Below are 26,726 nucleotides of genomic sequence, written 5' to 3' on the forward strand. Positions count from 1 at the left end.
ACGGATCCGTGCGGTTATGACAACTTAGCCAGCACCGCGCGCCAGCTAAACGGCACCAAATCCTCATATTGCAGATGATGTGATTTAAGCTGCGCCGGTAATGCCGCCTGAATCTGACAAATGGCCTGGCTGAGCAGCGCTTCCAGCCCGACATCCTGTAAGGTCTTCACCACTTCCTGCATCTCTTCCGCCCGTCTGACACCGTGCTCGGCAACCCGGCTGATAAGATAGTCGGGCAGCACGTCATTCCAGCCTAGCGAGGGAAAACTGGTATGCAGCGAATTCAGCACCGCCTCTTCAACACCGTAGCGTTGTGCGGCAGCCAGACACTCGGTCGTTAACGCCTCCAGACCTTTGATCATCACGCTGCGACACATCTTGATCGCGGAAACCGTACCAATCTCCTCACTGGCGGCGCGAGCCTGGCAACCCAGCCCGGATAGCAGCGCAGCGACAGTGGCGGCCTGTGTGCCACCGATTAATAACGGTGTGTCCAGCCGTTTGGGTGGCACCGGGGCCATGACGGCCACATCCAGATAGCTTCCTTCACCCTCGGCCACCGCCTGCGCCGCCGCGCGTTTGGTGTCCGGCGCGACAGAATTAAAATCCAGTAAAGTCTGGCCCTGCCGCAGTAACGGAGCGGCCTGTTGCGCCACTTGCAAGGCGTTGGCGGCTGTCACCAGCGAGAGAACCAGCGTGGCCCCTTCCAGGGCCAGCGCCAGGCTGTGCGCAGCGTGCAGCCGCCATTGTCCCGCCAAAGCTTTAAGTTGATCCGCCTCGGCGCTGAGGAATTTTTTATCCCACACCGTCACCTGAACACCCTGCGCCGCCAGATCCTGGGCGTAAATCCGTCCGGCTTCACCAAAACCAATAATGGCGATACTAATCATTTGTCTCTCCCTGCCACACTGAACCCGGTACCGCTACCGATCCGATAAACAACAGCCGTGCGGTGCGGATCAGGCCACTGCGGGTAACGTTCCCGGCACTGTCACGTTGCAACATCACGCTGAACTCCCCGCTCGGATGTTCAACCGCCAGACGCTGTTCGCTACCTGGATGCAGTTGCGCGATCCCTTCCGTCACCGAACCGGGAATCAGGCAGGCCGTTGCCACACTGACCGCGCCCAGCACGCCGATAGAGGCATGGCAACGATGCGGAATAAAAGTGCGGGTTGAGAGCGTTCCGCCCTGGGTCGGTTCCGCAATCAGGGTCATTTTGGGCACGGTGCGTTGCGCCACATCGCCCAGATTCATCCGCGGCCCGGCCTGTAAACGAATCGATTCCAGCTGCGCTTTTAACTCGTCATCATTATCCAGTTGTTCACGGCTCTCCAGCCCGGTACGGCCCAGGTCAGCGGCGCGCAGTAAAACCACCGGCATGCCGTTATCGATGCAGGTCACCGCCACCCCATCAAATTGATCCCTTGCCTGCCCGGTGGGCAACAATGCACCGCAGCTGGAACCGGCAATATCGGCAAAATTCAGGACCTGTTGAGCCGCATGACCGGGCACACCATCGATACGCACATTCCCTTCATACTCCACCGCGCCATCCGGCGTGGGCAGCTGCGCCTCGGCGATTTGCCCGGTGTTGACCATAAAGATACGCACCCGCGTCTCTGCACCCTGGATCGCCACCAGCCCTTTTTCGATGGCAAAAGGGGCCACCGCCGCCAGAATATTGCCGCAGTTCTGGCCGTAATCGACCACGGCTTTATCCACATTGACCTGTGCGAACAGATAATCCACATCTGCATCAGGGCGGGTCGAGGGGGAGATGATCGCCACTTTGCTGGTCAAGGGATCGGCTCCGCCAATGCCATCGATTTGCCGCGTATCCGGCGACCCCATCACCGCCAGCAGCACCCGATCGCGCAGCGCCGGATTGGCAGGCAGATCCTGCGCCAGAAAACAGGCGGCTTTTGAGGTACCACCACGCATCAGTACACAAGGGATCAGCGTCTGTTTCATCGTCAGAGATTCTTCAGTTCTGCCAGCGAATCGACGTAACGCAATCCTTTCGCGGCCAGTTTTTGTCGCATCTGGTAAATATCCAGCCCCAGTTCTCCCGCCGACAGACGCTGGCGTTTGCTTTCTTCGATCTCAACCCGCTGTGCTGCCGCCTGCGCCACCGTTTTCGCATCCGCACGCGGCACAATCACCACGCCGTCATCATCCGCCACCACCAGATCACCAGGATTGACTAACTGACCCGCGCAAATCACCGGCACATTCACCGACCCCAGCGTCTCTTTTACCGTGCCCTGCGCATACACCGCCCGTGACCACACTGGAAAATGCATCTCGCGCAACGTCTGGCTATCACGGATGCCGATATCGCCCACCAGCGCCACCACGCCGCGTGCCTGCAACGAGGTCGCCAGTAAATCGCCAAAGAAGCCGTCATGGCAATCCGAAGTAGGAGCCACCAGCAACACATCACCCGGCTGGCATTGTTCCACCGCGACATGGAACATCCAGTTATCGCCGGGGGAAACCAGCACCGTCACCGCGCTGCCCGCAACGGTTGTGCCCTGCTGCACCGGGCGAATACGCACATCGAGTAATCCCTGGCGCTGCTGTGCTTCATGCACCGTCGCCACCCCGAAGGTGGCAAACTGCGCCACCAGATCCGCCTCTGCCCGCTCGATATGGCGTACCACTACGCCTTTCTGGTTTACCTGGCTCATGACAAGTCCTCCGTCACACGCGGGAACAGGCTTTGATAGCCTTCACCGTGGCTGATAACGCGCGAGGAGGCGATCCCTACATTGCGTTTCGCCTGCACACCGCGCTGTAAAGCGACACGCGTGTAGTATTCCCACAGATGTTCCTGACCCGCCATGCACTGAATCGCCGCGTATTTCTTCTCCCATACCGAGGTGATATCCAACAGCACATCCGGTTTCCAGTTGCATTGCTCCGGCTGATGCGGCTCGAAACAGTACACCGGTGGCGCACCGATTATCGGCTCGCCCGGTCGGTAGCCTTCGGCCTGGGCGATGATGCGCGCTTCCTGAGTCAGATTAGCGGCCAGCGGATGATCGTAGTTGTAAGGGTCAGCCACAGAGTGGGTGAGCACAAAATGTGGCTGTACCCGGCGGAATACGTCAGCCAGCCGGAAAAGGGTCTCTTTATCGGCACGCAGCGGGTAATCACCCAGGTCGAAAAATTCAATCGATGCTCCGAGGATTTCCGCCGCGGATTGCGCTTCGCTGCGGCGATTCGCTTTGACAATGTCCTCCGTCATATTGCCTTTACGCCACAGTTTGGCGGACTCGCCCCGCTCACCAAATGACAGGCAAACCACATGAACGTCATAGCCGCGCTCGGCGTGTAAGGCGATAGCGCCACCCGCGCGCCAGACAAAATCAGCTGAGTGGGCACTGACCACGAGGGCACTTTTTTTAACGGTGTTTTCCATCTTTCTATCCTGCGGTGGCTGTTTTTTTCATCCTGACATGCCACTTGCGGGCCGGATAATGCCTTTCATTGCGCGAGCTATGATTTTTATTTATGTTGTGATTTCGATCGTCACAGCAACCGGGGAAACGCCAGCAATGAAAGCCGAAGATAATGAGATTAAAATCATGCAACTACGCGCTTTCTGCATGATTGCGGAGCGCGGGACGGTATCGGAGGCGGCGGAGAAATTATTTCGTACGCAATCGGCGATTACCCGATCCATCCGTGATCTTGAGCACACTTTAGCCACGCCGTTGTTTGAACGTCATGCCAGTGGCATGTTGTTGACGGAAATGGGTAAATGCGTGCTGCCACGGGCACAGCGCGCCATCAGCGAGTTGCAGCGTATCCCGGCGACCCTAAGTCGGCTCAAACAGCGCGATCATCACCGCGAAGAAGCCGAACCCATTTGGTTGTTCAACGTGCGTCGTTTGCAGGTTTTTCTGCGGTTGTATCGCCTGCACCATACGCAAAGCGTGGCGAATTCACTCGGCATCAGCCAGCCTGCGGTCAGTGCCGCGCTGAAAGTGCTGGAGAAAGGAGCCGGATTATCCCTGTTTCAGCGCACACCGAGAGGGATGATGCCGTCCACCGCTGCGCGGGAAATGGCTCCCTTTATCAGCCGCGCATTGAATGAGATTCGTCATATCCCGGAAGACCTGGCCGCAGCAACCGGTATTTTACGTGGCACGGTGCATGTGGGTGCGTTGCCGCTGTGTCGCAGCACCCTGCTGCCGCTGGCGATTACCCGGCTGGTGGCAACCCATCCTGGTATCAAAATCGTCACCAATGAAAGTGCCTTCGACGCGTTAGTGACCGAATTGCGCGCCGGGGATATTGATTTCATCCTCGGCGCATTGCGTCAGGATGAGAACGTGCTGGATATTCAAAACCAGATGCTGTTTGCCGAATCGCTGGTCTTAGTGGTACGACCGCAACATCCGCTGGCCGGACGTCAACTCAGCGCGACGGATTTAACCCCTGTGCAGTGGATCTTACCGCGCGTGAACTCGCCCGCACGTCATCTGCTGGATACGGCTTTTCAGGCATTGGGCATCAACGTACCCACCCCGATGGTAGAAAGCGGCGATCTCGCTATTGTGCGCGGCCTGTTGCTGAATTCCGATATGGTGGCGGCGGTGTCGTCCCATCAGCTTGAGTACGAACTCACTGCCGGGATCCTGCGCCCGTTAGCGTTTTCCCTGCCGAATACCCGTCGCGAGATTGGCTTAACCTTGCGCCAGGGGGCGTTACACGCGCCAGCGGCCGAGGCGCTGATCCGCTGTATCACCGATGTCGCGACTGCGCAAAATTTGTCATATCAACTGCGCTAATCACCTGCCAGAACCTCTCTCATTTGTTTCTTTTTGAACAAAAAATGCATTTTCCTGCCCGGTAACTGGCTGTATCGCCGAAAGCCCCTACATTTAACATTTGTACAATGTTAATCATACATAAACACAACACGCAGAGTCTGTGGCGATATTTTCGAAGCTGGAAACACCTTTGTTGCAAATTTGTTCAACTTACAATTAGGAAGCAAAATGAAAAAAAGAGCCAAAACGCTGCCGGGCGTCACGCGACGGCAGGTGTTGACGTGGACGACGCTGGGCGTCGCCGCCACCGTTGCGCAAGCGGCTGATGCCGTCTCTCTCAAAGGTTCACCGGGCTGGACGCCCTTCTCCGACAATCCCCCCGAATCGTTTGATCAGCAAGGCTGGCTGTTTTTCACCCCGGAAGAAGTCCAGACCGTTGAAGCCATTGTCGACCGCCTGATCCCTGCCGATGAACTCAGCATCGGCGGCAAAGAAGCGGGCTGCGCGGTGTTTATCGATCGCCAGTTACATGGTTTCTACGGCACCTTTGAACGGCTGTATATGGAAGGCCCTTTCCAGCAGGGAACGCCGGAACAAGGCGACCAATCCCCGTTGGTGCCTCAGCAGCGCTATCGCCATGGCATTGCGGCACTGAATCGTTATGTGCAGCAAACCACCAAAAAGAACTTTGCCGAACTGACCACTGAACAGCAGGACCAACTGCTGGAGGCGATGGAAGCAGGCAAGGTGCAATTCGACGGCTACGACGCGAAATCGTTTTTCCTCGATGTGTTGAATAACACCATGGAAGGCTTCTTTGCCGATCCGATTTATGGCGGCAACAAAGAGATGGTCTCCTGGAAGATGCTGGGATTCCCCGGCGCGCGTTATGACTATCGCGACTATATCGAACGCCATAACGAGAATCTGGGACTTGAACCCATCAGCATTGCGCAATGGAAAGCCAGGGGATAACGCATGAAAAAATTACCAAAAACCGATGTCGTGGTCATTGGCCTCGGCTGGGCAGGGTCGATTATTGCCAAAGAACTGGCCGAAGAGGGGCTGGAAGTGATCGGGATTGAACGTGGCCCCTGGCGCGATACTGCGCGTGACTTCAATGTCGCCACGGTGACCGATGAATTGCGTTACGTGATGCGCGAAGAACTGATGCTGCGCACCCGGCAAAACACCTGCACCATGCGCAATAACCCGTCACAAACCGCGCTGCCGATGCGTACCTGGGGATCCTTCCATCCGGGTAACGGCACGGGTGGCGCAGGTAACCACTGGGCCGGTATCACCTTCCGTTTCCAGCCGGAAGAGTTTCGCCTGAAAAGCCATCTCACTGAACGCTACGGTGCCATCCCTGACGAGCTGGTACTGCAGGACTGGGGCACCACCTGGGAGGAGATGGAACCGCACTATATGCAGTTCGAGCGTGTGGCCGGCACTTCGGGTTATGCCGCTAACGTCAACGGTGAAAAACGTGAGGGCGGCAACCCGTTTGAAGGTATGCGTTCTGGCGATTACCCGACAGCGCCATTGCGTCAGCCTTACGGACCAACCCTGTTTGCCGAAGCGGCGAAGAATATGGGGTATAAAGCCTTCCCGGTTCCTTCATCGCTGGTATCCGAAGCCTATACCAACCCGTATGGCGTCACCATGGGTCCGTGCACTTTCTGCGGCTATTGCACCAACTACGGTTGCGCCAACTATTCCAAAGCCAGCGCCATTACCACGGTACTGCCCGCGTTAATGCGCAAAGAGAATTTCACCGCCTATACCAACTGCGAAGTGCTGGAAGTGCTGACCGACTCCACAGGGAAAAAAGCCACGGGCGTCACCTATGTAGATTCTTCGGGCGACACCTGGGAGCAGCCCGCTGACCTGGTGATCGTCGCCGCCTTCACCTTCGAGAACGTTCGCCTGATGCTGCTTTCCAATATCGGTGAAGCCTACGATCCGGTAACCAATCGCGGTACCACCGGACGCAACTATGCCTATCAAACCGCAAACGGCGTGACGTTATTTTTCGATGGCAAAAACTTTAATCCCTTTATCGGCGCGGGTGCGGTCGGCATGGGTATTGATGAGTTTAATAACGACAACTTCGACCATAGCGGTCTTGGCTTCTTCGGTGGCGGCAGCATCCGCGTGACGCCGATCGGTTCCGCTCCGATTGGTTACCGACCGGTGCCGCCCAACACGCCCAAATGGGGTTCCAAATGGAAACGCGCTGTCAAAGATAATTACCTGAGCACCATGTCTATCGGCTGTGAAGCCAGTAGCTACACCTCGCGCACCAACTATCTGTCGCTCGATCCTAACTACAAGGATCCCCATGGCCGTCCGCTGCTGCGCATCACCTTTGACTTCGCTGAGAATGACCTGAAGATGGCGCAATATTGCACCGGCAAGGTGGCCGAAATCGCGAAATCGATGAATCCACGCGAGATTGTTTCCAAGCCGATGACCGGCCACTGGAGCAGCGTCCCCTACCAATCGTCCCATGTGGTAGGCGGTTTTGTGATGGGTGCCGATCCCAGCACCAGCTCGGTCAATAAGCATTTGCAGGTCTGGAACGTGCCGAATCTGTTTGTGGTTGGCGCGTCGGCCTTTCCACAGAATCCGGGCTACAACCCGACCGGCACCGTCGGTGCGCTGGCCTTTAAGGCCGCACACGCCATCCGGACTTATTATCTGAAACGCCCTGGGGAGATGATCACAGCATGAAGACTTTCATTTCTCTCTCAGCTGCGGCGTTGCTGGTCGCGGCCAGTTTCAGCGTGCAGGCACAGCCTGAATATGACCAATACAGCCGTGGCAGCTACATCGCCACCCTCGGTGACTGTAGCGCATGCCACACCACCGATGCGAAACAACCTTTTGCCGGTGGCGTAAAATTGCAGACGCCTTTTGGTACGTTGGTGGGAGCCAATATCACGCCGGATCGCGAAACGGGTATCGGTAACTGGAACTATGACGACTTCAAACGCGCCATGACCGAAGGGATGGGTCACGGTGGAAAACGTCTGTATGGCGCGATGCCGTTTACCGCCTATACCAAAATGTCTGACAAGGATTTGCAGGATCTGTGGGCCTGGATGCAGACATTGCAGCCGGTGCATAACGAAGTGGAAACCAACCAGCTGCCCTTCCCGTTCAATATCCGTACCAGCCTGATGGCGTGGAACTGGATCAACTTCGACAAAGGCGAATTCCAGCCCAATCCGCAAAAATCAGCAGAATGGAATCGCGGTGCTTATCTGGTTGAGGGCCTCGGCCATTGCGGTACCTGTCATACACCAAAAAACCTGATCGGGGGCGACAAAAACGGTCAGTTCCTCGGTGGCGAAGTGGTGGAAGGCTGGTATGCCCCCAATCTGAATGCCAGCGACCATACCGGGCTGGGTAAATGGACGAAGGAGGATATCGTCAGCTATCTGCGTACCGGTGTGAATCGCTTCGACATCGCCTCCGGGCCGATGGCAGATGCGGTGCGCCACTCCACACAGCACTGGCGCGATGAGGATCTGCAAGCTGTCGCCACTTTCCTGAAAGAGGGGGACAAAACCAGTGAGAAAGTGCCGCAACCGCTGCCTGCCAGCGATGACCGCATGAAACTGGGTGCGCAGATCTATGAGTCAAAATGTTCGGCCTGCCACAGCCCTGGCGGACGTGGTGAGCAGAACATCTTCCCGCAGCTGAAAGATAACCCGCTGCTCAACCAGCCAGATGCCACTTCATTGATTCGCGTGGTGGCGGCCGGTAGTCGCGGCGTAGATACCGATACGCGCCCCACCGCACCGGCAATGCCATCGTTCGCCGGTACCCTGGGTGACGATCAGATTGCTGCGGTAGTGACCTATATCCGCAACAGCTGGGGTAACGCTGCGGCACCGGTGGATGCTGAAGCAGTGAAGAAGGTGAAAGAAAGCCTGCAGTAAGGAGCGTCCGTGCGGTTATCAACCCTGATAACCGCACTGCCTGGAAAGCGCCAACGCCGCACAACGCATCTTCTCCCCCAGCGTCTCAATCAGCCCCGTCTCCGCCTCGCTGCTGAGAAAACTGGTCGCAATCCCGGCGATGGCCCGGCCGGAATGGTCGTAAATCGCCGCCCCGACGCAGGTCATTGCCGCATGAATCTGCCCGTTATCAATGGAAAAATGCCGCTCACGAATGATCGCCAGCTCCTGCTTAAGTTCAGCGAGGTCCGGCACGCTGGTCGGCGTCATCGGCGCAGGAAAGTGTGTGGCAAAAAGCGCGGCCAGTTGATCATCGTTCAGCCGGGAAAGCAGCATCTTGCCGGTGGCCGTAAAGGGAGCCGGCAGGCGCATACCAATGCGGAACGTATGCCCCAGGGGTTTATCTGAATTTCGGCAGCTGATATAGACCACTTCATCACGGTCAAGCACAGTCAGCGTGATGGTATAGCCTTCCAGTGCCGCGTCGCTGGCAAAATATTCACGAAAAAGCGCGACGATATCCATCTGTGACAGAAAACCGTCTGCCCAGCGCATCAGGTGCGGCCCGAGGCGAAATGTGCCGTCTGCGGTTCGGACCAGCAACCCCAGCTCCGTCAGGACATTCAGCTGCCCGTGTGCGGTGCTTTTCGGCAATGCCAGCTGACGCGTGATCTCGGCGGCAGTCAGCCCATCACCCGACGCCGCCACTAAATCCATTATCGTCACGGCACGACGCAGGGCGGGAACGGTGTCGATATTTTTGCGCGTTTGATCGCTTTTTGTTACGGATTCCCCTGACATACTGCGCCCTCACACTTAGTTCACTATAGTGATATTAGTTCAATATATTGAACTTATCTTATGGGGGAGTCCATGATCCAACTCAAAAATCCATCTCTGCTGCGTGACCGTTGTTTGATAAAGGGTGAATGGGTGAGCGCAGGCGATGGCGCGACCATCGACGTGAATAACCCGGCCACGGGTGACATTATCGCCTCCGTTCCTGCGCTGGCGGCAGAAGATGCCAGCACCGCCATTGTCGCGGCGGAGACAGCCTTTCGCAGCTGGAGCAAGCTGGCCGCCAAAGATCGCACCGCACTGCTGCGCCGCTGGTTTGATCTGATTGTCGAAAATGCCGATGACCTCGCCGCATTGATGACCGCCGAGCAAGGCAAGCCGCTGGCGGAAGCCAAAGGCGAGGCGTTGTATGCCGCCTCGTTTGTCGAATGGTTCGCCGAAGAAGCCAAACGCGTGTATGGCGAGACCATTCCGGCCCCGACCACCAATAAACGTATTGTGGTGATCAAGCAGCCGATTGGCGTCTGTGCAGCAATTACCCCGTGGAACTTTCCGGCGGCAATGATCACCCGTAAAGCCGCGCCTGCGCTGGCAGCCGGGTGCACCATGATCGTTAAACCCGCAGTGCAAACCCCTCTGACCGCGCTGGCGCTGGGGGTGCTTGCCCAACAGGCGGGCATTCCGGACGGGGTTTTCCAGGTGATAACCGGGGATGCCCGTAAGCTGGGCGCGGTGCTTACGGCAAGCGATACCGTGCGCAAACTCTCCTTCACCGGCTCCACCGAAGTCGGCCGTATTCTGATGGCGCAATGCGCGCCCACCATCAAAAAACTCTCGCTGGAACTTGGCGGCAACGCACCTTTTATCGTGTTTGACGATGCCGACCTGGATGCGGCGGTGGAAGGGGCACTGGCCTCTAAATATCGCAATGCCGGACAGACCTGCGTCTGTTCTAACCGTATTTATGTGCAGGCCGGGGTGTATGACACCTTTGCGGAGAAACTCGCCGCACGGGTCGCCGCCCTTAAAGTCGGCGCAGGCCATCAGCCGAATGTGATGATCGGGCCGCTGATTGATGAAGCCGCCATCAGCAAGGTGACAGACCATATCGCAGATGCGCTGGCGAAAGGTGCCACGGTTATCACCGGCGGCAAACCCCATGCGCTTGGCGGCACCTTTTTCGAACCCACGGTGCTGGTCGGTGCCACGCAACAGATGAAGATTGCGCGCGAAGAGACCTTCGGACCGGTGGCCCCGCTTTTCCGCTTCGAGAGCGAGGAAGAAGTGATTGCCATGGCTAACGATACCGAATTTGGCCTCGCCGCGTACTTCTACACCGAAAATGTGCGCCGCACCTGGCGTGTCGCCGAAGCCCTGGAATACGGCATGGTCGGTCATAACAGCGGATTGATTTCGAACGAAGTGGCCCCGTTTGGCGGCGTCAAGCAATCCGGCCTGGGCCGCGAAGGTTCCCACCACGGCATCGACGAATATCTGGAAATCAAATACCTGTGTTCTGAGATCGCCTGACTATATCCACCCGCAGAGAGGAGATGAGATGACTATCAATCCATTCGAGTTTCGTACCGTACCGGCGATTGAAATGAAGTGGGGAGGCGCTCAGCAACTGGGCGCCAGTGTAGCGGTCCGTTTTACCCAGCGGAACGTCGGGCTGATTACCGATGCCGGGCTGATGAAAGCCGGGCTGATCGCGCCCATCGTGGAAAATCTGACCACGGCGGGTTTTAACGTCACGGTGTTTGATGACGTGGTCGCGGACCCACCGGAAGCCATCGTGCAGGCCTGTGTTGAAGTGATCAAACAAGCCGGGGCCGACATTATTATTGGTCTTGGCGGCGGTTCCTCGCTGGATATCGCCAAAATTGCCGCCGTAATGGCCGAAGGGGATCAGCCGCTGGCGGAGATGTATGGCATCGGCAAGGTGACAGGGTCACGCCTGCCGCTGGTGCTGATTCCCACCACCGCCGGGACCGGCTCCGAAGTCACCAATATCGCCATCATCACCACCGGTGAAACCACCAAAATGGGGGTGGTTGCGCCACAACTGTACGCTGACTTCGTGCTGCTGGATGCGGAGCTGACGGTGGGTTTGCCAAAGATTCACACCGCCGCCACCGGCATTGATGCCATGGTACACGCCATCGAAGCCTATACCAGCAAGCACAAGAAAAACCCGCTGTCTGATGCGCTGGCGCGTGAAGCACTGAGACTGCTGGGGGCCAATCTGATCAACGCCTGTCAGGACGGCAGCAACCGCGCTGCGCGTGAAGGGATGTTGCTGGGTGCCACGTTAGCAGGCCAGGCGTTTGCCAATTCGCCGGTTGCCGCCGTGCATGCTCTCGCTTACCCGCTGGGCGGTCACTACCATGTCGCGCACGGCCTTTCCAATGCGCTCATGCTCGGACCGGTCTTGCGCTACAACGCCAGCGCGGCGGCTCCGTTGTATGCCGAGCTGGCGGATGTTCTTGGCGTCGCGGGCAGTGGCGATGCGGATACGCGATCTAACGCTTTCGTTGAACACATGCTGCAACTGATGGAACAAAGCGGCGCACCGCGCCGACTGCGCGATGTCGGCGTCACCGAGGAAAGCCTGCCCAGACTGGCCGCCGATGCCATGTTACAAACGCGTCTGCTCACCAATAACCCGGTAGAGGTTCTGGAGCAGGACGCCCTGAATTTGTATCGCGAAGCATTCTAAAAGCCTTATCCCACAACAATAAAGTACCCACGACGAACCAGAGGAATGCCCAGTATGAAAGATATACGACTCTACATGCTCCAGTCCGGCACCCTGAAATGCAAGGTCCACAATATCAAGATGAACCAGGGAGCCGGGGCAGATTATGAAATCCCCGTGCCCTTCTTCCTGATCACCCACCCCGACGGCCATACCATCATCGATGGCGGCAATGCCATCGAAGTGGCAACCGATCCCAAAGGTTACTGGGGCGGGATCTGTGACGTTTACTGGCCGGTACTTGGCGAAGATCAGGGATGTGTCGATCAGGTGAAAGCACTGGGTATTGATCCGGCTGATGTGAAATATGTGGTGCAGTCTCACCTGCATCTCGACCACACCGGGGCCATTGGCCGCTTCCCGAACGCCCGTCATATCGTGCAGCGGGCGGAGTATGAATATGCCTTCACGCCGGACTGGTTTGCGGCGGGTGGCTATATCCGTAATGACTTTGACCGTCCGGGGCTGAACTGGCAATTCCTCAACGGCACCGACGATGATTTTTATGACATCTACGGCGACGGCACCTTAACCACCATTTTTTCTCCCGGCCATGCCCCTGGCCATCAGTCGTTCCTGGTACGTCTGCCGAACAGCAAACCCCTGCTGTTGACCATTGATGCGGCTTATACCGTGGATCACTGGGAGCAAAAAGCGCTGCCTGGCTTCCTCGCTTCAGCAGTCGATTCAGTCCGTTCCGTACAGAAACTCAGAGCGGTGGCCGAGCGTGCTGATGCCATTGTGGTGACCGGCCATGACCCCGATGCCTGGGCTAATTTTAAAAAAGCGCCGGAATACTATTCCTGAGTAAGCTGATGATATCCAGAGGGGTGCCATACCCCTCTGCCTTCCCTCTCCCGGTTGCCTGCTAAACGAAATTCATACTTATCCTTTACTTTCCCTGCGGGCAACTCCATCTGTGGGCCGTTTCTGCACGCGCTGAGTTTGTCAGCCAGCTCACAATATAAATCTAACTCATACCCTTAAAAGCCTTTTTTGACAGACACTGCCCGTCGCCATGCTTAAGGTGTGATCGGATTGTTAAATTTCTCTCACCATGACAATAGCCGTCTGACACGGCATAACAGAGAGCGTACCCATGAACACAAACAACCTGGTCGATATCAAAGCATGGATCGACGCCCGGCCGATTTCGCCTTTCCAGTGGCGCGTATTATTCCTCTGTCTGGTTATCATCATGTTCGATGGCTACGATGCTGCCGCGATGGGTTTTATCGCCCCCGCGCTGATTGAACACTGGGGCATTTCCCGCGCAGCGATGGGACCGATCCTCGGTGCCGCAATGTTTGGTGTCGCCATTGGTGCGTTAATCGCTGGCCCGCTCTCGGATCGTTTCGGTCGCAAACGCATCATTTTGTTGTCATTTCTGATGTTCTCCGCCTTCAGCCTGCTGTGCGCATTTGCCACTACGCCACTGCAAATGGCGTTGCTGCGCTTTATCACCGGACTCGGGCTGGGTGCGGTGATGCCTAACTGCGTGACGCTGCTGTCGGAATATATGCCGGAGCGCCGCAAAGGGGTGATGATAACCCTGATGTTCAGCGGCTTTAATATCGGTTCGGGTCTGGGTGGATTTATCGCCGCGGGTCTGCTCAGCCTTTATCACTGGCAGGCGGTGCTGATTTTTGGCGGTGCCGTTCCCCTGCTGATGCTGCCCCTCTTCGCCGGGCTGCTGCCGGAATCAGCCCTTAATCTGCTGGTGCGCAAAGCGCCACGTCAGCAGATAGCTGCCCTGCTCAATCGCATGGGCGGACAATTTAGCCACGAAAACAGCTTCGTGCTGCACTCGCCACGCGTCAATGGCCATAGTCCGATCTCGCAGCTGTTCCGCCACGGTTTCGCTCGCGGCACCATCATCCTGTGGCTGACCTACTTTATGGGGCTGTTCGTGATTTATCTGCTGAACGGCTGGCTGCCCACCATTATGCGTTCCGGCGGCATTTCCCTGGAGCAGGCCGCGATCCTCGCCGGATTGTTCCAGCTCGGTGGCCCGGCAGGCGGCATTATTGTAGGGGCACTGATGGACAAACTGAACGCCAAATATGTGATTGGCGTGGTCTATCTGCTCGGCTGCATCTGCCTGGCGGCGCAGGGCGTGTTTGGCTTCAGCGGCGTGGCACTCGGGGCCTTTATCTTTGTCATCGGCATGTGCATCAACGGCGCGCAGAACGGCTTGCAGGTCTACTCTCCGGCTTACTACCCCACAGAAATCCGCGCCACCGGCGTGAGCTGGATGCACGGTATTGGTCGCACCGGGGCGATTCTCAGCTCCTCGGTGGGTGGGCTGTTGATGGGCGCGTTTCCTGACCAGTCATCCATTTTCTTTATCCTCGCCCTGCCTGCCTTGCTGGCGGCGCTGAGCATCGTTTTGCATCGTACAGTTCCTCTGACCATGAAAATAAAAGGCGCCGGACTTGCCGACATCCCCGCGCTGTCACAAACCTTAAATAACCGATAAGTGGAGATATCCCATGGCGAACATCATTGGCGGCCTGGCCGTTTCTCATACCCCAACCATAGGTTTTGCTGTTGACCATGATAAACAGCATGAAGGTGCCTGGGAGCCGATTTTTGCCAGCTTCGCACCGATGCAGCAGTGGCTGGAAGAGAAGAAACCCGACGCGCTAGTGTATATCTTCAATGACCACGTCACCTCGTTCTTCTTTGATCATTATTCCGCCTTTTCTCTTGGTATTGATAACGAGTACCGGGTCGCTGACGAGGGCGGCGGTCCACGCGATTTACCACCGGTCAAAGGGGACGCTGCGCTATCGCGCCATATTGGCACCAGCCTGATGAGTGACGAGTTTGATATGTCATTCTTTATGGATAAACCGCTGGATCATGGCCTGTTCTCTCCACTTTCTGCGCTGCTGCCGTTTAAAGACGGCTGGCCGACCAAAGTGATCCCGTTACAGGTGGGCGTATTGCAGTTCCCCATCCCTTCAGCGCGCCGTTGCTACAAACTCGGCCAGGCACTACGCCGCGCGATTGAAAGTTATCCCGAAGATATCAACGTGGCGATCGTCGCCACCGGTGGGCTATCCCATCAGGTGCACGGCGAGCGCTGCGGTTTCAATAATGTGGAGTGGGACCAGCAATTTATGGACTTGCTGGTAAACGATCCTGAGCGACTGACCGAGCTGACCATTGCGCAATACGCCGAACTGAGCGGCGTGGAAGGGACAGAAGAGATTATGTGGCTGGTGATGCGTGGTGCACTGTCCGCCAATGTGGTGAAAAAGCATCAGGGTTATTACCTGCCCTCCATGACCGGCATCGCCACCCTGGTGCTGGAAAACCAGGCAGGTGATGTTCCGGTAGACAATATGCAACACCATCGCGAAAAGATGGCGCGTGAGCTGGCGGGGATTGAAAAGCTGGCGGGCAGCTATCCCTTCACCCAGCAACGCAGCCTCGATAGCCTGCGACTGAACCGTTTCCTGCACCAACTTATTCAGCCAGGTCCGCGCGAGCGTTTTCGGCACGACCCGGAAGCCATGTTCGATGCCGCGCAATTAAGTGCGCGTGAATGTGAAATGATTCGGCAGCGCGACTGGCGCAGCCTGATTCAATACGGTGCCAGCTTTTTCCTGCTGGAAAAAATGGGCGCGGTGATCGGAGCCTCCAATCTGGATATTTATGCGGCGATGCGGGGGATATCGCTGGAAGAATTTATGAAAACCCGTAATCAGCAGGTGACCTATTCGGTGGCGGGGAAAGAATAATCTATAACGCTGCGCGCAGAATTCACTTCACTGCGCGCTTTATATTTTTTGCCAGCATTCGGGGAATGCTCTTCAATAAATCACAGGTGAAGCATGAAACTCGCGTGGTATTCCGATCTGACCAATAAAGAAAAAAGAACCTACTGGGCTTGTCTCGGGGGATATACGCTGGACTCGCTGGATTCCACCATATATTCGCTGGTTTTACCGGTTCTGCTGGGTATTCATTTTCTGACTCGCGCCGATGCAGGCTGGCTGGGTTCGGTGTCGTTAATCGGCAGCGCCCTGGGTGGCTGGGGTGCGGGAATTCTGGCGGACCGGATTGGCCGGGTGAAGGTCATGCAGCTCACGGTGCTCTGGGTGGCGCTTTTCACCGCAGCAACCGCATTTTGTCACACCTTCTGGCAGTTCTTTTTGCTGCGTTTTTGCCAGGGGCTGGGTTATGGCGGTGAAGTCATCGTTGGCGCGGTATTAATTACTGAAGTTATCCGTGCTGATTATCGTGGCCGTGTCGCCGCCTCGATTCAGAGTGGTTATGCGATTGGTTATGCTATTTCGCTGGGCTTATTTCCGCTGGTAATGAATGCCTTCCCGCCAGAACAAGCATGGCGCGTTTTCTTCCTGATCGGATTAATTCCAGCGGTGCTGATTTGGTTTATTCGGCGTCTGGTGCCGGAATCTGCCACCTTTTCCCATGCGCAGCAACCGCGCGAAAGAAAGAATATCGGTATTATTTTCTCGCGTCCTTATCTGCGCACCACTATCACTTCAACTTTACTTGCCAGCGGCATTTTTGGTGGCGCTTATATTGTGATTACCTGGTTACCGGCCTATCTGAAGCTGAGTCTGGGATTACCGGTGACACAAATGTCAGGCTACCTGTTTATTAATATTCTCGGCTCGCTGATTGGTCCGTTTATTTATGGCCGACTGAGTGACCGCATGGGCCGCTGGCGTGCGGTTATCCTGTTCCTGCTGCTGCAATCGGTGGTCATCAGCCTGTATATGTTTGCCCATCTCGATCTGGATATCACGCTGGTGCTGGTGAGCTGTTTTTAGGTGCTTTTCAGGGCGGTCTGGCTTCGGGGCTAACGCCGGCCTTCTCGGAACTCTACCCCACCGCCATACGCGCCAGCGGTGCCGGTTTTTGCGCCAGCTTTGGACGCGGTTTTGGCTCCCTGATGCCTGCGGCAGTCGGCCTGTTTTCGATGCATTATCCCCTGGGTTTGACCATGGGAGTACTGGCGATCGTGTCTTATTGCATTGCTTTGCTGGCGGCGTTTATGTTGCCGGATGCCACCGGCGTGGACCTTGAACGAGTTGAAGCGGATGAGGCGCTGTCGCCACAACCCGTTGCAACCCGTGACGCGCACTAAGCGTTCTCGCTCCGCTTTTGTCCACATTCCGGGTGCATATCCGCGGCAAAACCCTGTGGATAACATTCTGTGCGCCACGCCTGGCGCACCCGGACAAGTGCGCGGTCAATAATTGACCGCGCACGGCTCCATTTTTCCTTAGCGCAGAAAGGCTTCGGTTAACCGCGCCCAGTACGTTGCCCCGATCGACAGGCACGCATCGTTGAACTGATACAACGGATGATGCACCGCGTAGTCCTGATCACCGCGGCTGGTGCCCAGCCACATATAGTTTCCTGGCACCTCTTCCAACATGTAAGCGAAGTCTTCGCTGCCCATCAGCGGTTTAACCTGGTCGTCATCCGCAACGCGTTGTGCCCCGAAGGTATCCCGCGCTACCTGAGTCGCAAATGTGGTTTCCGCTTCATGGTTGATGGTCACCGGATAACCGAAATCGGCTTGCAAGGTGGCCGTCAGACCAAAGCTGGCGGCCTGCGCCTGCACCAGATGTTCGATACGCGCTTTGACTTTCTCACGCACCTCAGCGCTGAAGGTGCGCAGGTTCAGCTTCAGCTCGGCACTGTCCGGGATGACGTTATGGGTGCTGCCGCTTTGCAGACTCCCCACGGTGACCACCACCGCATCCTGCGGGTCGACATTACGTGACACGATGGTCTGCAATGCCATGACAATCGCCGCTCCGGCCACCGTAGGATCGAGGGTATTTTCCGGTGTCGCACCGTGGCCCCCTTTGCCATGCAGGGTGATGGTCATGCTATCGGAAGATGCCATCAGCGGACCGGATTTGGTGAAGAAATGCCCGGCGGGCAGCAAGGGAAAATTATGTAAACCAAACACCGCATCGCAGGGGAATAACTCGAATAACCCGTCATCCATCATGCGGCGCGCACCGCCATATGACTCTTCTGACGGCTGGAAAATGACGTGTAACGTTCCGCTAAAGGGACGTTTTTCCGCCAGATAACGCGCAGCGGATAACAGCATGGCGCAGTGACCATCATGGCCGCAGGCATGCATTTTCCCCGGCACCTGGCTGCGCCATGGCACATCGGTTAACTCCTGCATTGGCAGAGCATCCATATCGGCACGCAATCCCAGCCGTTTTGTGCCATCGCCCACTTTCAGGGTGCCCACCACCCCGGTGCCAGCCAGCCCGCGATGGACTTCATAGCCCCACGAACTGAGTAACTCGGCAATACGTGCGCTGGTGCGAAACTCCTCAAAACCCAGCTCCGGGTGTTGATGGAAGTCGCGGCGGATAGCAATCATCTCTTCTTCATAGTCGAGAATTTCTTTAATCAACATGTCAGACCTCAATATTCACTCATCGGATAAAACCGGTTTTTCTCGCCACGCCAGCAACGCCGCCAGTGAGACCAGCGCACTCAGCATCAGGTACCAGGCAGGAGCCATGGCGTTGCCCGTGACATTCAACAACCAGGTGACGTTGAACTGCGCGAAGCCGCCAAACAGGGTAACGCCAATGGCGTAGATCAGCGCCATGCCCGACGCGCGTACCGAACGGGGAAATGCCTCCAGGATCAGCAGGAAGAAGGCCACCGCTGTGATATTCGCCAGTACCTGATCGAGGATGATCAGCGTCATGGTGAGGGCAAAAGGCGCACCGTTGTGCAGCGTGGCAAATATCGGCCAGATCAGCAGCAGAGAACCGACACCACAGGCCAGCAACAACGGCTTACGATGCGGCAGGCGATCCGCCAGTTTGCCCGCAAAGAACGGCACCACCAGGGTTAAAGCACCTGCAACCAGGCTAATCCAGTAAGAAGTCGATGCGGGCATGTGCAGGGTATGCACCATATACGCGGGCATGTAATAAACGATGATGTAAAAGGTCGTGGTGCTTTTCATCACCAGCAGAATGCCAAGCAACATTTGGCGACGATAGTCACGCCACAGGCGGCTGGCAGGCTTAGACGTTGGTGCTGCGGTTGCGGTTACATGGGTTTCATGCAAATGACGACGGATATAAATGCCTACCGGCATCACCGCGAGACCGACGATAAAGGGAATACGCCAGCCCCAGCTGTACAAGGCATCCTGGCTTAAGCTGTGGGTCAATAATGCCCCCATCGCCGCCCCAAGTAGTGCCGCCCCGCCCTGGCTGGCCATTTGCCAGCTGACGCGTGAGCCGCGCTGCGCTTGATCTCCCGCCTCCATCAGCCAACTGGTTGCCGCTCCGACTTCCCCACCGGCCGAGAAACCCTGCAACAAGCGTCCGGTCACCAGCAGCGCGGGAGCCAGCATTCCCACCTGCGCATAAGTGGGTGCAAAGGCCACCAGCGCCACGCCGAGTGCCATCAACGCCATAATCAAGGTCAATGCTGCCTTACGCCCGTGTTTGTCAGCGTAATGGCCCAGCACCAGGCTGCCGAGCGGACGCATAAAAAAACCGACACCAAAGGTGGCGACCGCCAGTAGCAATGAAGCGGAATCGCTATCCGTGGGAAAGAAAAGGTGACCAATGATGACGGAAAAAAAGCTGTAAACCGCAAAATCATAGATTTCTAAACCATTCCCCAGCGTCACGGCAAACAGCGATTTTGCCTGGGAGCGGCGACTGACCGGCGCAGCGGCGCTGAAAGGAAGCGAGACGGCTAATTCCGCCTCAGCGGGTGCGCATTTGACTTTTTTCATCGGCATATCCTTCCAGTAACGTTCCAGAAACGGTGGAAGGTGCACTATTGGCATAAATAAATTACATTTCAATCATGAGAAATAGTTATGCCTTTGGTTATCTTCATTGATATCTGATGGTGCATTTTCTGCACCAGCGACGGGAAAACATGAAAATAAAACTGAACCAGCTTGATGTGTTATTGGAAGTGGCGGCCCAGGGGAGCATTGGCAAAGCCGCACGCACCCTGCATCTCACCCAACCCGCCATCAGCAAAACCATTCAGGAAATGGAGGCCGAGATCGGAATGCCGATTGTCGAGCGTTCCTCGCGCGGCGTGGCGTTAAATGAATATGGGCAGGTGTTATTACGTCATGCCCGTGATATCGACCGCTCGCTAAGTCAGGCGCGGGAGGAGATCGATCATCTGCTGGGTAAAGCGATGAGCCAGCTGCGTGTCGGCTTTACTTCTGCGGCGTCTTACGGTCCCTTCACCACCACTTTGCTCAACTATCAGCAGCGTTTTCCGGGCGTGAAACTGATTGCGATGGAGGGCCGTCCACATCAGCTCTACGATGCCCTGGAAAACAGCCGTATTGACCTGGCAGTGATCTCCGCCACCGATGGCATGCGCATTGCGCCTATGTATTATGAGATGCTTTATTCGCTGAACAACTCGATCATCGCCGGTCAGCAGCATCCCATCACCCATACCACCTCCTTACGCAAACTGCTGGCTTACACCTGGCTGGACTGGGATGAGCCTGGCGACCATTCAATTCTGGCTCAGGTCTTTCGGCGTTATAACCTGCCGCTGCCTGAGCGGGTGATTCATTGTTCTTCTCCCACCATCATGGCGCGCCTGATGGAAGAAGCGGAGATGGTCAGCATGTGGTCATCGGTGCGACTGCGGTTTCCTGGTTATCAGCAAACATTACGCCCCCTGACTCTGAAGGAGGTGTTGCCTGCTACCGATATCGGCATTTTGTGTCCGAATATTGGCCGTCTTTCCACTGCCGGGCAGACCTTTATCGAGATGTTGCGGGTGGTGAGCCGAGACTGGTTACAGCAAAATGATGCGCGTGAGATGGTGGTGCAAAAGTAAAGGTTGCCGCTTTTGCTGGCCTATTCACGCCACAAAAAACCCTGGCCAACGGCGGCTCCACTGGCAATGGCTTTCGCCAGATGTGCGTGGGTTTCAATTCCTTCGAAAATTACGCAGCCGGTGATGTGGCGGGCCAGCCGGGTCATCGCATGCAGCCTGGAGGAACAAGACTGCTGGAAAAGGCTCGCGGCAATCTTGATAGCGGCAAAGTGATAGCCGGTTCCTGTCAGCCTGAGCAAGGCTTCCTCGCTGATATCATCCAGCCACAGCGGCCAGCCCGAGCGACGCAAATGTTCTGAGTGTTGTAAGAAGCGGCTTAACTGATGTGCGTTTAAATCAGCTAGTGCACTGGCATCCTGTAATTCAATCATCAATCTCTGGTGGCTGGCATAGTTTTGCAGTCGTGGCAGGAAATGCGGACTCATCAACACCCGGAGTGGCAGATTGAAACTAAAGATGCCCTCAGCATGCTGCTGCACAATCTGATCAACTTGCCAAAAGAACAACCTGCTGGCTGCTTCTATGCTGATCGCCTGAAAATAGCGTTCAATATCCAGCCGGGGAGAAAACGTGGATAACACTTCATGCGCCACCACTTCCTGTGACGTTAAGCAGACCAACGGCTGCAATCTGATCCCTGCAACAGGCTGGAGGGCGTGCTGTATGCCTGAGATAGACATTTATTCATACTCCATATAAATCACCATCGTGCCAATCACCGTGCCTGGTGAGAGATTGCTGCTGTCATAGATTTTGTACCGCGCGCCAATGCCGATGCTGGTGAGCGAGGTAACCAGGTCACTCCCCTTCGTCATGGAAGCCAGCGAGGTGGCGCTGCTATCAAAGGTTGAACTCATCCTGATGGGATCAGTGGAACTGTTAAACAGCTGGAAACCAATGCCAGATGAAGTTGAGGCGGAATTTCTGATGATGTAATTGCTGGTATCGACCAGGTCGTTACTGTAAGCACGTAAATTAAAAGTTTTGGTGGCGAGGCTGTTCACGCTGCCGCTACAACTCACCGGAATTGTGAACTGGCTGTCGGAGTATTCACCCGACTTCAGGGCAAACACGGTGGTGCTGGGCAGTGAGAATTCCAGATTTTCAATGGTACAGGTCGTGCTGACAGGCAGGAAATTTACCGTCATTGAGGCAAATCCCTTGAGATTACTGTAAGAGGCTGCGCTTGCCGTCGCTGAGGTAGCGACAAAACTACGCAGGGCGCTGGCAGTGGCATACGTTGAGTTGCCGCTAGAAGTCAGCAGATACAATACCGGAATCTCCATGCTGGAACTGGAGGTGGTTGCGTCATAGGTGGTGGTGCTGACCACTTCAGCGTTGAGCGTCATATCTGCATCAAAATCACTGGCCGCATAAGTGGTGCCCATCAATCCGCTAAAACTTTTGCTGGTCATCGACAGTGAGGCGGTGAATTTAATGTACGTGTCTAAATCGCCACTGGTGAATTTCACGGTATAACCACCATCAATGCCGTTGCGATAATAAAGTGTTTCTCCCCCCGTCCAGCATGCCAACTGATAACCCGCAAAATTCGAGCTTTGCGTGTAGGAATAACTGCTACTTAACGAGAGCATGTCACTAATGTCAGTCGCACTGTTACTGGTCACTGCGACAGCACTTGAGCTGGTTGAGATGTTTTTTGGGTCGCAGTAAGCATAAACCTGTACAGAAGCGAAAAATAACAGCGCCGCCAGACATAACTGCATTAAAATACTTTTCTTCATAATTATTTGCATATATTCTCGCCTGCCAAACTTACGTTTCTGATGATGCAGGAATTTTTACTGTCGGTTTTAATTAAAATATAGTCAGGCAGAAATTCCGCCTTAATATAAATTAAACCCCCCTGAGCAACATACCCGAGAGCCTGACCTTGTCTGTCAAAAATTGAGGCACCAAAGATTAAAGCTCCACCCTGGGCATCCGTGGCCCGCAGGGAAAACGTCTGCCGTGTGTCGGTTATATATTTCACATAAGAAATACTGCCCTTCCACGGCGCAATTTGTTTGATATTGCCGAGCACATCACTCCCGGCTTCAGAACGCAGATAATAACTATTTTTACGCCATGCTTTAGCATAGGGAATTAATGTTTTACCGGAAGCGTTGGTGGTAAAACTTTCATTACCGTTGACCCTGGCACCTGAAACACCCGGTGCATCAATAATGACAAAATTGCTGCCCGTTTTCGGCGATGTCAAGACGCCGTATCGAGAGACTAAAATACTGCCACTGGCACCAGCGCCATACTGGCTGTAATTGCTCCCCCTGGTGGCATTACCGGTCAAACTGGCGGCAGGCGTATCCCAGGAAACGAATCCTCCGGCCGTGGTTTTCTCATTCTGACTATTTTTCAGAGACAGGCTATAGCGCAGATTGTCAGCATATTGCTGATTCCAGTTCAGAGAAGATGAACTGTAGTTTTTACCTTCGGCGGTTAGTGCTGAAGTTATGCTGCCCGGTCGCTCAAATAGGGTAAATGGAATACTTAATGAGAGACTAATGTATGATTCGTCGTAATATTTTACGTTGCTGTCATCACTATAATCATCCGTGTAGTTCTCACGATAAAGACGTCTTCCTGCGTTCAGATTCCATGAAATATCATTATAGCTGTTGCTCCAGCCCAGAGAGTATTGGGTGGATTTGTTGCGAGTATTCCAGTAGCTAACAGTATAAATACTGGCTGATAATGTGCCATAGCCGTCAGGCAAACGCTGATCAACCGATATGCTGAGATTATTTTTTTCCTGGGCCTGGTAGCCAATTTTGTCACTGATATATTCGCTGACGGAATCGGATTCATTCAATGTCAAATAGCCGGGGTTTTTGTGCGTCAAGCTGACGGTAACATTGGTATTTGCACTGAAATAACGATTCCAGGCAATTTTGCTTTTGTTACCGCTGGCGGTACTCTGCGCATCATGTAATGTTGCCTGTTCAAAGCTGGCTGACAGCGTCCCGACATAGGGCACCAGCACCGACGTGCCTACCAGCCCCGATTTATATTTACTGCTCAGCAGCGCACCCGCTGCCATCGTCAGGTAATTATTTATCCCCAGCGTATATTCCGCCTGAGAGAAGTAACATTTATCCAGCTGTGATCCGGTCCGCAACTGACCGGCGTTGAACAACCAGTCAGACGATCCACTGCGCAACATACCGGAAGCCGCAGAATAGGGAATAACGGAAGAGTTGGTAGTGCCATTGGCATTTTCGATGACCAGAGTCAGATCGGAGCGTGAACCCGTGGGCATCAGATCGGCGATGATAAATGGCCCGGCAGGCACACTTTGCTGATAGATAATTTTACCGTCCTGCAAGACCTTGATAACCGCATTGCTATCAGCATTCCCTTTAATAACGGGCATATAAGTGCGATAGCTATCCGGGAGCATGGTCAGGTCCTTTTTCACGCCCAGACCACGGAAATTGAAGCTATCAAACCAGTTTGCATTGCTGGCGTTGTCACCTATTGTCACCGTCGAGTCAATCGCGGGGATTGATTTCTCCAGATAACGACTGCGATTTACCCACTTCGCTTCCGCGTTCTGCCGACGGTAGTAGTAAGAGTTATCATGGAAGTGCCAGTCGGCCAGATTAAAGCCACTGTTAAGTGACAAATATAAATAGGATTGATCGTCACCACTGTTGCGGTAACGGCTTTTTGAATAGAGAAGATTATAATTGGTATACAACCCACTAATACCTTTATCCCACAGCTCGGGTGGTAACCAGTTTTTATCATGAGCAATAACATCTGCCTGCGGAACAGTAATATCGAGACGAAAGCTGTCGTGATGAAAAACTACTGCGCGCGCATCAAGATATTGCGCCAGCATGACCCAATCTGCATCCTTATGCCCCGTCACTGTTGTGAGGGTTTTAATATCAAACCTCTTCAGATGTGCGGCATTGACATATACCGCGCTGGTAGCATCGATTTTTACCTCATATTGTCCTTTCCACTCTCTATTGACAAAAACGTCTGCGGAATAGATACCGGGACTAATAGCACTTTTTTGTTCCTGAGAGAAATCTTTGGCACTGGCACCAACCATAAAGCTCGGGTCAAATTCAGTGGCAGCATAACTCTGGCACGAACAGCCAGCGCCCGATAACAGTAATGTGACGGTTAATCGATGATGAAGTTTCATAGTATCAGCGGCTAATGTCGATAGCTCTTTGTGTGCCGAAGTCATCAATAATTTTAAAGACGTAAGACGTTTGCTCGCTCAGAGGATGACGCCTGTCGTATGCATTACAGGAAAATGGACGCAATAGCAGCGCCTTATCGATCAGGTTCAGTCCTTTTTTACCGCTACTTTCTTCAATGCCCACCACGGTAACAAAATAAGGTGTCTCATTTTTAATGCAGCCACCTTGCACGCGAATATGTTGGGCAAGACTGCTTTGGCTTATGGCTAAGCCTGCTGGTCGATAAAATACTTTTAACCGGCTGCGTACCGCAAACTGTAAATAGTTACCGCTTTTATGCTGCGGAACCGGAGGGATATCGATGATGTTCAGCCAGAACAAACTTTCCCGGTCTTTTGGCAACGCGGCAACGAGATCATTTTTAATGATATTCAATACCTGACCATTGTCCGCATCAATGCGTACTACAGCAGGCACTACCGCCAGCGCTAATTTTAAATCTTCAGGCTTGGCATCCGGGTTGCCATTATCAATCCAGGATTGCACCAAATGTGTTTCTGACGATTTGTTCATTAGCTGCACATTGGCGCTCTTTTTATCACCATTAAAAATGACCCTGGTGTTATTTATTACTACGCTGGCATACGCAGTGAATGTGCTCAGAAATAATAATGAGCACAGCAGAATGGATTTGCGAAACATGATCTTTCCTGGCAGGACATCCTTGTCCGGTTTTCTCGTCCAGATTGGGTTAACGATTACTCGTAGTCAAAGGTATAGGTGGCGGTAGTGATGACAGAACCTGTCGTTACCGACGTCCCACCGTAGTTGTAGTAGTTGGCGTAATAGGTCAAAGTACCATTGGCTGCCGTGTCAAAACTGGTTGAGTCAGACGAAGTTGTTGCCAGCCCGGTATCCAAAGCGCTGTTCAGTGCCACCAGCGTGCTGCCGTCTGAGGTAATACCCACCCCAACCCCGGTCGCAGTGCCCGATAAATTCTTCAGGTAGACACCGTCATCAGAGACATTAGAACCGGAAAATTTAATCTGCAGCGATTGAGCAGTGGTGCTGGTATTGTCAAATCCACTACACCCATCCACAGTCAGGCTGAATTGCTGCGGATTCGCCGTCACCACACCCACGGTTGTGCCCACATCAGTGGTGGTAACCGGGCTCATATCTACGGTGAAATCACTTCCGTTGCTGGTGGTGACATTACAGGTCACATCCGTCACTGCACCTGAGAAAGTGATCGTGCCTCCGCCAACGCCAGAGGTGGTTGTCGCTGAAGCAAGATTACAGAATAAATAGGCAAATACGCCGAGTGTCACTTTATTAAAAATACGATTTTCCATTTATGAGGCTTCCTGGATAA

24 protein-coding genes are annotated in these 26,726 nt (G+C 54.7%); 12 read left to right on the plus strand and 12 right to left on the minus strand.

The window, feature by feature from the left end; translation table 11 throughout:
• Positions 1-14: 14 nt before the first annotated feature.
• The 4 genes from HA50_RS30210 to galB are packed head-to-tail and all read right to left on the minus strand — an operon-like array spanning position 15 to position 3,427.
• Positions 15-890, minus strand: a complete 876-nt coding sequence (locus HA50_RS30210) for an NAD(P)-dependent oxidoreductase (RefSeq protein WP_167379279.1) — start codon at positions 888-890, stop codon at positions 15-17.
• Positions 883-1,974 (minus strand): 4-oxalomesaconate tautomerase, encoded by a 1,092-nt coding sequence (locus tag HA50_RS30215; RefSeq protein WP_084881069.1) that lies wholly within the window; start codon positions 1,972-1,974, stop codon positions 883-885. Before HA50_RS30215 ends, HA50_RS30210 begins: the two co-directional genes overlap by 8 nt.
• A gap of 2 nt (positions 1,975-1,976) precedes the next feature.
• A complete protein-coding gene (locus tag HA50_RS30220) occupies positions 1,977-2,693 on the minus strand; it encodes a 4-carboxy-4-hydroxy-2-oxoadipate aldolase/oxaloacetate decarboxylase (RefSeq protein ID WP_084881070.1) in 717 nt (238 codons plus the stop codon).
• Complete coding sequence (gene galB / locus HA50_RS30225; RefSeq protein WP_084881071.1) at positions 2,690-3,427, minus strand: 4-oxalmesaconate hydratase; 738 nt, start codon at positions 3,425-3,427, stop codon at positions 2,690-2,692. Before galB ends, HA50_RS30220 begins: the two co-directional genes overlap by 4 nt.
• A 136-nt stretch (positions 3,428-3,563) precedes the next feature.
• On the opposite strand from galB, the gene HA50_RS30230 reads away from it, so the two are divergent.
• From HA50_RS30230 to HA50_RS30245, 4 genes are all read left to right on the plus strand, one after another.
• Entirely contained in the window at positions 3,564-4,802 is a 1,239-nt protein-coding gene (locus HA50_RS30230; RefSeq protein ID WP_244193726.1) for a LysR family transcriptional regulator, read from the plus strand.
• A gap of 210 nt (positions 4,803-5,012) precedes the next feature.
• The gene (locus HA50_RS30235) at positions 5,013-5,759 is read left to right on the plus strand and encodes a gluconate 2-dehydrogenase subunit 3 family protein (protein ID WP_084881073.1); all 747 of its coding nucleotides are present in this window, start codon (positions 5,013-5,015) and stop codon (positions 5,757-5,759) included.
• 3 nt (positions 5,760-5,762) lie between these two features.
• Positions 5,763-7,520, plus strand: coding sequence for a GMC family oxidoreductase (locus tag HA50_RS30240; protein ID WP_084881074.1), 1,758 nt, complete (start codon positions 5,763-5,765; stop codon positions 7,518-7,520).
• Entirely contained in the window at positions 7,517-8,734 is a 1,218-nt protein-coding gene (locus HA50_RS30245; RefSeq protein ID WP_084881075.1) for a cytochrome c, read from the plus strand. Before HA50_RS30240 ends, HA50_RS30245 begins: the two co-directional genes overlap by 4 nt.
• Positions 8,735-8,752: 18 nt before the next feature.
• On the opposite strand, the gene HA50_RS30250 is transcribed toward HA50_RS30245, so the two are convergent.
• A complete protein-coding gene (locus tag HA50_RS30250; protein WP_084881076.1) occupies positions 8,753-9,553 on the minus strand; it encodes an IclR family transcriptional regulator in 801 nt (266 codons plus the stop codon).
• 75 nt (positions 9,554-9,628) lie between these two features.
• Between HA50_RS30250 and HA50_RS30255 the strand changes: the two genes are divergently transcribed.
• The 7 genes from HA50_RS30255 (at position 9,629) to HA50_RS31645 (ending at position 17,433) form a co-directional block, all read left to right on the plus strand.
• Positions 9,629-11,080, plus strand: a complete 1,452-nt coding sequence (locus HA50_RS30255; RefSeq protein ID WP_276329390.1) for an NAD-dependent succinate-semialdehyde dehydrogenase — start codon at positions 9,629-9,631, stop codon at positions 11,078-11,080.
• 28 nt (positions 11,081-11,108) lie between these two features.
• Positions 11,109-12,269, plus strand: coding sequence for an iron-containing alcohol dehydrogenase (locus tag HA50_RS30260; protein ID WP_084881078.1), 1,161 nt, complete (start codon positions 11,109-11,111; stop codon positions 12,267-12,269).
• A gap of 54 nt (positions 12,270-12,323) precedes the next feature.
• Positions 12,324-13,115 carry an AttM family quorum-quenching N-acyl homoserine lactonase gene (gene attM / locus HA50_RS30265; protein WP_084881079.1) on the plus strand — a complete coding sequence of 264 codons (792 nt, stop codon included), beginning with the start codon at positions 12,324-12,326 and terminating at the stop codon, positions 13,113-13,115.
• A gap of 292 nt (positions 13,116-13,407) precedes the next feature.
• Positions 13,408-14,787 (plus strand): MFS transporter, encoded by a 1,380-nt coding sequence (locus HA50_RS30270; protein WP_084881080.1) that lies wholly within the window; start codon positions 13,408-13,410, stop codon positions 14,785-14,787.
• Between the two features lie 13 nt (positions 14,788-14,800).
• On the plus strand, positions 14,801-16,057 hold the full coding sequence (locus HA50_RS30275; protein ID WP_084881081.1) for a gallate dioxygenase: 1,257 nt from the start codon (positions 14,801-14,803) through the stop codon (positions 16,055-16,057).
• 93 nt (positions 16,058-16,150) lie between these two features.
• Positions 16,151-17,116: an MFS transporter gene (locus tag HA50_RS30280; RefSeq protein WP_208617358.1), complete on the plus strand. Its 966-nt coding sequence runs from the start codon at positions 16,151-16,153 to the stop codon at positions 17,114-17,116.
• A 173-nt stretch (positions 17,117-17,289) separates the two neighbouring features.
• Positions 17,290-17,433, plus strand: coding sequence for a hypothetical protein (locus tag HA50_RS31645; protein WP_208617359.1), 144 nt, complete (start codon positions 17,290-17,292; stop codon positions 17,431-17,433).
• 138 nt (positions 17,434-17,571) lie between these two features.
• On the opposite strand, the gene HA50_RS30285 is transcribed toward HA50_RS31645, so the two are convergent.
• Both HA50_RS30285 and HA50_RS30290 read right to left on the minus strand, forming a co-directional pair.
• Entirely contained in the window at positions 17,572-18,738 is a 1,167-nt protein-coding gene (locus HA50_RS30285) for a M20 aminoacylase family protein (RefSeq protein WP_084881082.1), read from the minus strand.
• A gap of 15 nt (positions 18,739-18,753) precedes the next feature.
• On the minus strand, positions 18,754-20,088 hold the full coding sequence (locus HA50_RS30290; protein ID WP_084881083.1) for an MFS transporter: 1,335 nt from the start codon (positions 20,086-20,088) through the stop codon (positions 18,754-18,756).
• Between the two features lie 149 nt (positions 20,089-20,237).
• Here HA50_RS30290 and HA50_RS30295 point away from each other — a divergent pair, with 149 nt between their 5' ends.
• Positions 20,238-21,173, plus strand: coding sequence for a LysR family transcriptional regulator (locus tag HA50_RS30295; protein WP_084881219.1), 936 nt, complete (start codon positions 20,238-20,240; stop codon positions 21,171-21,173).
• Between the two features lie 20 nt (positions 21,174-21,193).
• On the opposite strand, the gene HA50_RS30300 is transcribed toward HA50_RS30295, so the two are convergent.
• Genes HA50_RS30300 through HA50_RS30320 form a run of 5 tightly spaced genes read right to left on the minus strand, consistent with a single transcriptional unit; the run spans position 21,194 to position 26,706 of the window.
• Positions 21,194-21,853: an EAL domain-containing protein gene (locus HA50_RS30300; RefSeq protein WP_084881084.1), complete on the minus strand. Its 660-nt coding sequence runs from the start codon at positions 21,851-21,853 to the stop codon at positions 21,194-21,196.
• The gene (locus tag HA50_RS30305) at positions 21,854-22,918 is read right to left on the minus strand and encodes a fimbrial protein (protein ID WP_158087464.1); all 1,065 of its coding nucleotides are present in this window, start codon (positions 22,916-22,918) and stop codon (positions 21,854-21,856) included.
• Positions 22,919-22,920: 2 nt separating this feature from the next.
• Positions 22,921-25,350, minus strand: a complete 2,430-nt coding sequence (locus HA50_RS30310) for a fimbria/pilus outer membrane usher protein (RefSeq protein WP_158087465.1) — start codon at positions 25,348-25,350, stop codon at positions 22,921-22,923.
• Between the two features lie 4 nt (positions 25,351-25,354).
• Positions 25,355-26,053: a fimbrial biogenesis chaperone gene (locus HA50_RS30315; RefSeq protein ID WP_084881087.1), complete on the minus strand. Its 699-nt coding sequence runs from the start codon at positions 26,051-26,053 to the stop codon at positions 25,355-25,357.
• Between the two features lie 56 nt (positions 26,054-26,109).
• Positions 26,110-26,706, minus strand: coding sequence for a fimbrial protein (locus tag HA50_RS30320; protein ID WP_084881088.1), 597 nt, complete (start codon positions 26,704-26,706; stop codon positions 26,110-26,112).
• Positions 26,707-26,726: the final 20 nt, after the last annotated feature.

This window comes from Pantoea cypripedii (assembly GCF_002095535.1).
GTDB lineage: Bacteria > Pseudomonadota > Gammaproteobacteria > Enterobacterales > Enterobacteriaceae > Pantoea > Pantoea cypripedii.

Bases quoted from the DNA above. Each gene is read 5' to 3' on its own strand.
- HA50_RS30260 (WP_084881078.1), top strand. From the start codon at position 11,109: ATGACTATCAATCCATTCGAGTTTCGTACCGTACCGGCGATTGAAATG.
- HA50_RS30305 (WP_158087464.1), bottom strand. From the start codon at position 22,918: ATGAAGAAAAGTATTTTAATGCAGTTATGTCTGGCGGCGCTGTTATTT.
- HA50_RS30275 (WP_084881081.1), top strand. From the start codon at position 14,801: ATGGCGAACATCATTGGCGGCCTGGCCGTTTCTCATACCCCAACCATA.
- HA50_RS30230 (WP_244193726.1), top strand. From the start codon at position 3,564: ATGAAAGCCGAAGATAATGAGATTAAAATCATGCAACTACGCGCTTTC.
- HA50_RS30285 (WP_084881082.1), bottom strand. From the start codon at position 18,738: ATGTTGATTAAAGAAATTCTCGACTATGAAGAAGAGATGATTGCTATC.
- HA50_RS30245 (WP_084881075.1), top strand. From the start codon at position 7,517: ATGAAGACTTTCATTTCTCTCTCAGCTGCGGCGTTGCTGGTCGCGGCC.
- HA50_RS30320 (WP_084881088.1), bottom strand. From the start codon at position 26,706: ATGGAAAATCGTATTTTTAATAAAGTGACACTCGGCGTATTTGCCTAT.
- HA50_RS30270 (WP_084881080.1), top strand. From the start codon at position 13,408: ATGAACACAAACAACCTGGTCGATATCAAAGCATGGATCGACGCCCGG.
- HA50_RS30210 (WP_167379279.1), bottom strand. From the start codon at position 890: ATGATTAGTATCGCCATTATTGGTTTTGGTGAAGCCGGACGGATTTAC.
- HA50_RS31645 (WP_208617359.1), top strand. From the start codon at position 17,290: ATGGGAGTACTGGCGATCGTGTCTTATTGCATTGCTTTGCTGGCGGCG.
- HA50_RS30315 (WP_084881087.1), bottom strand. From the start codon at position 26,053: ATGTTTCGCAAATCCATTCTGCTGTGCTCATTATTATTTCTGAGCACA.
- HA50_RS30290 (WP_084881083.1), bottom strand. From the start codon at position 20,088: ATGAAAAAAGTCAAATGCGCACCCGCTGAGGCGGAATTAGCCGTCTCG.
- HA50_RS30240 (WP_084881074.1), top strand. From the start codon at position 5,763: ATGAAAAAATTACCAAAAACCGATGTCGTGGTCATTGGCCTCGGCTGG.
- HA50_RS30235 (WP_084881073.1), top strand. From the start codon at position 5,013: ATGAAAAAAAGAGCCAAAACGCTGCCGGGCGTCACGCGACGGCAGGTG.
- HA50_RS30250 (WP_084881076.1), bottom strand. From the start codon at position 9,553: ATGTCAGGGGAATCCGTAACAAAAAGCGATCAAACGCGCAAAAATATC.
- HA50_RS30310 (WP_158087465.1), bottom strand. From the start codon at position 25,350: ATGAAACTTCATCATCGATTAACCGTCACATTACTGTTATCGGGCGCT.
- HA50_RS30280 (WP_208617358.1), top strand. From the start codon at position 16,151: ATGAAACTCGCGTGGTATTCCGATCTGACCAATAAAGAAAAAAGAACC.
- HA50_RS30215 (WP_084881069.1), bottom strand. From the start codon at position 1,974: ATGAAACAGACGCTGATCCCTTGTGTACTGATGCGTGGTGGTACCTCA.
- HA50_RS30295 (WP_084881219.1), top strand. From the start codon at position 20,238: ATGAAAATAAAACTGAACCAGCTTGATGTGTTATTGGAAGTGGCGGCC.
- HA50_RS30220 (WP_084881070.1), bottom strand. From the start codon at position 2,693: ATGAGCCAGGTAAACCAGAAAGGCGTAGTGGTACGCCATATCGAGCGG.
- galB (WP_084881071.1), bottom strand. From the start codon at position 3,427: ATGGAAAACACCGTTAAAAAAAGTGCCCTCGTGGTCAGTGCCCACTCA.
- attM (WP_084881079.1), top strand. From the start codon at position 12,324: ATGAAAGATATACGACTCTACATGCTCCAGTCCGGCACCCTGAAATGC.
- HA50_RS30300 (WP_084881084.1), bottom strand. From the start codon at position 21,853: ATGTCTATCTCAGGCATACAGCACGCCCTCCAGCCTGTTGCAGGGATC.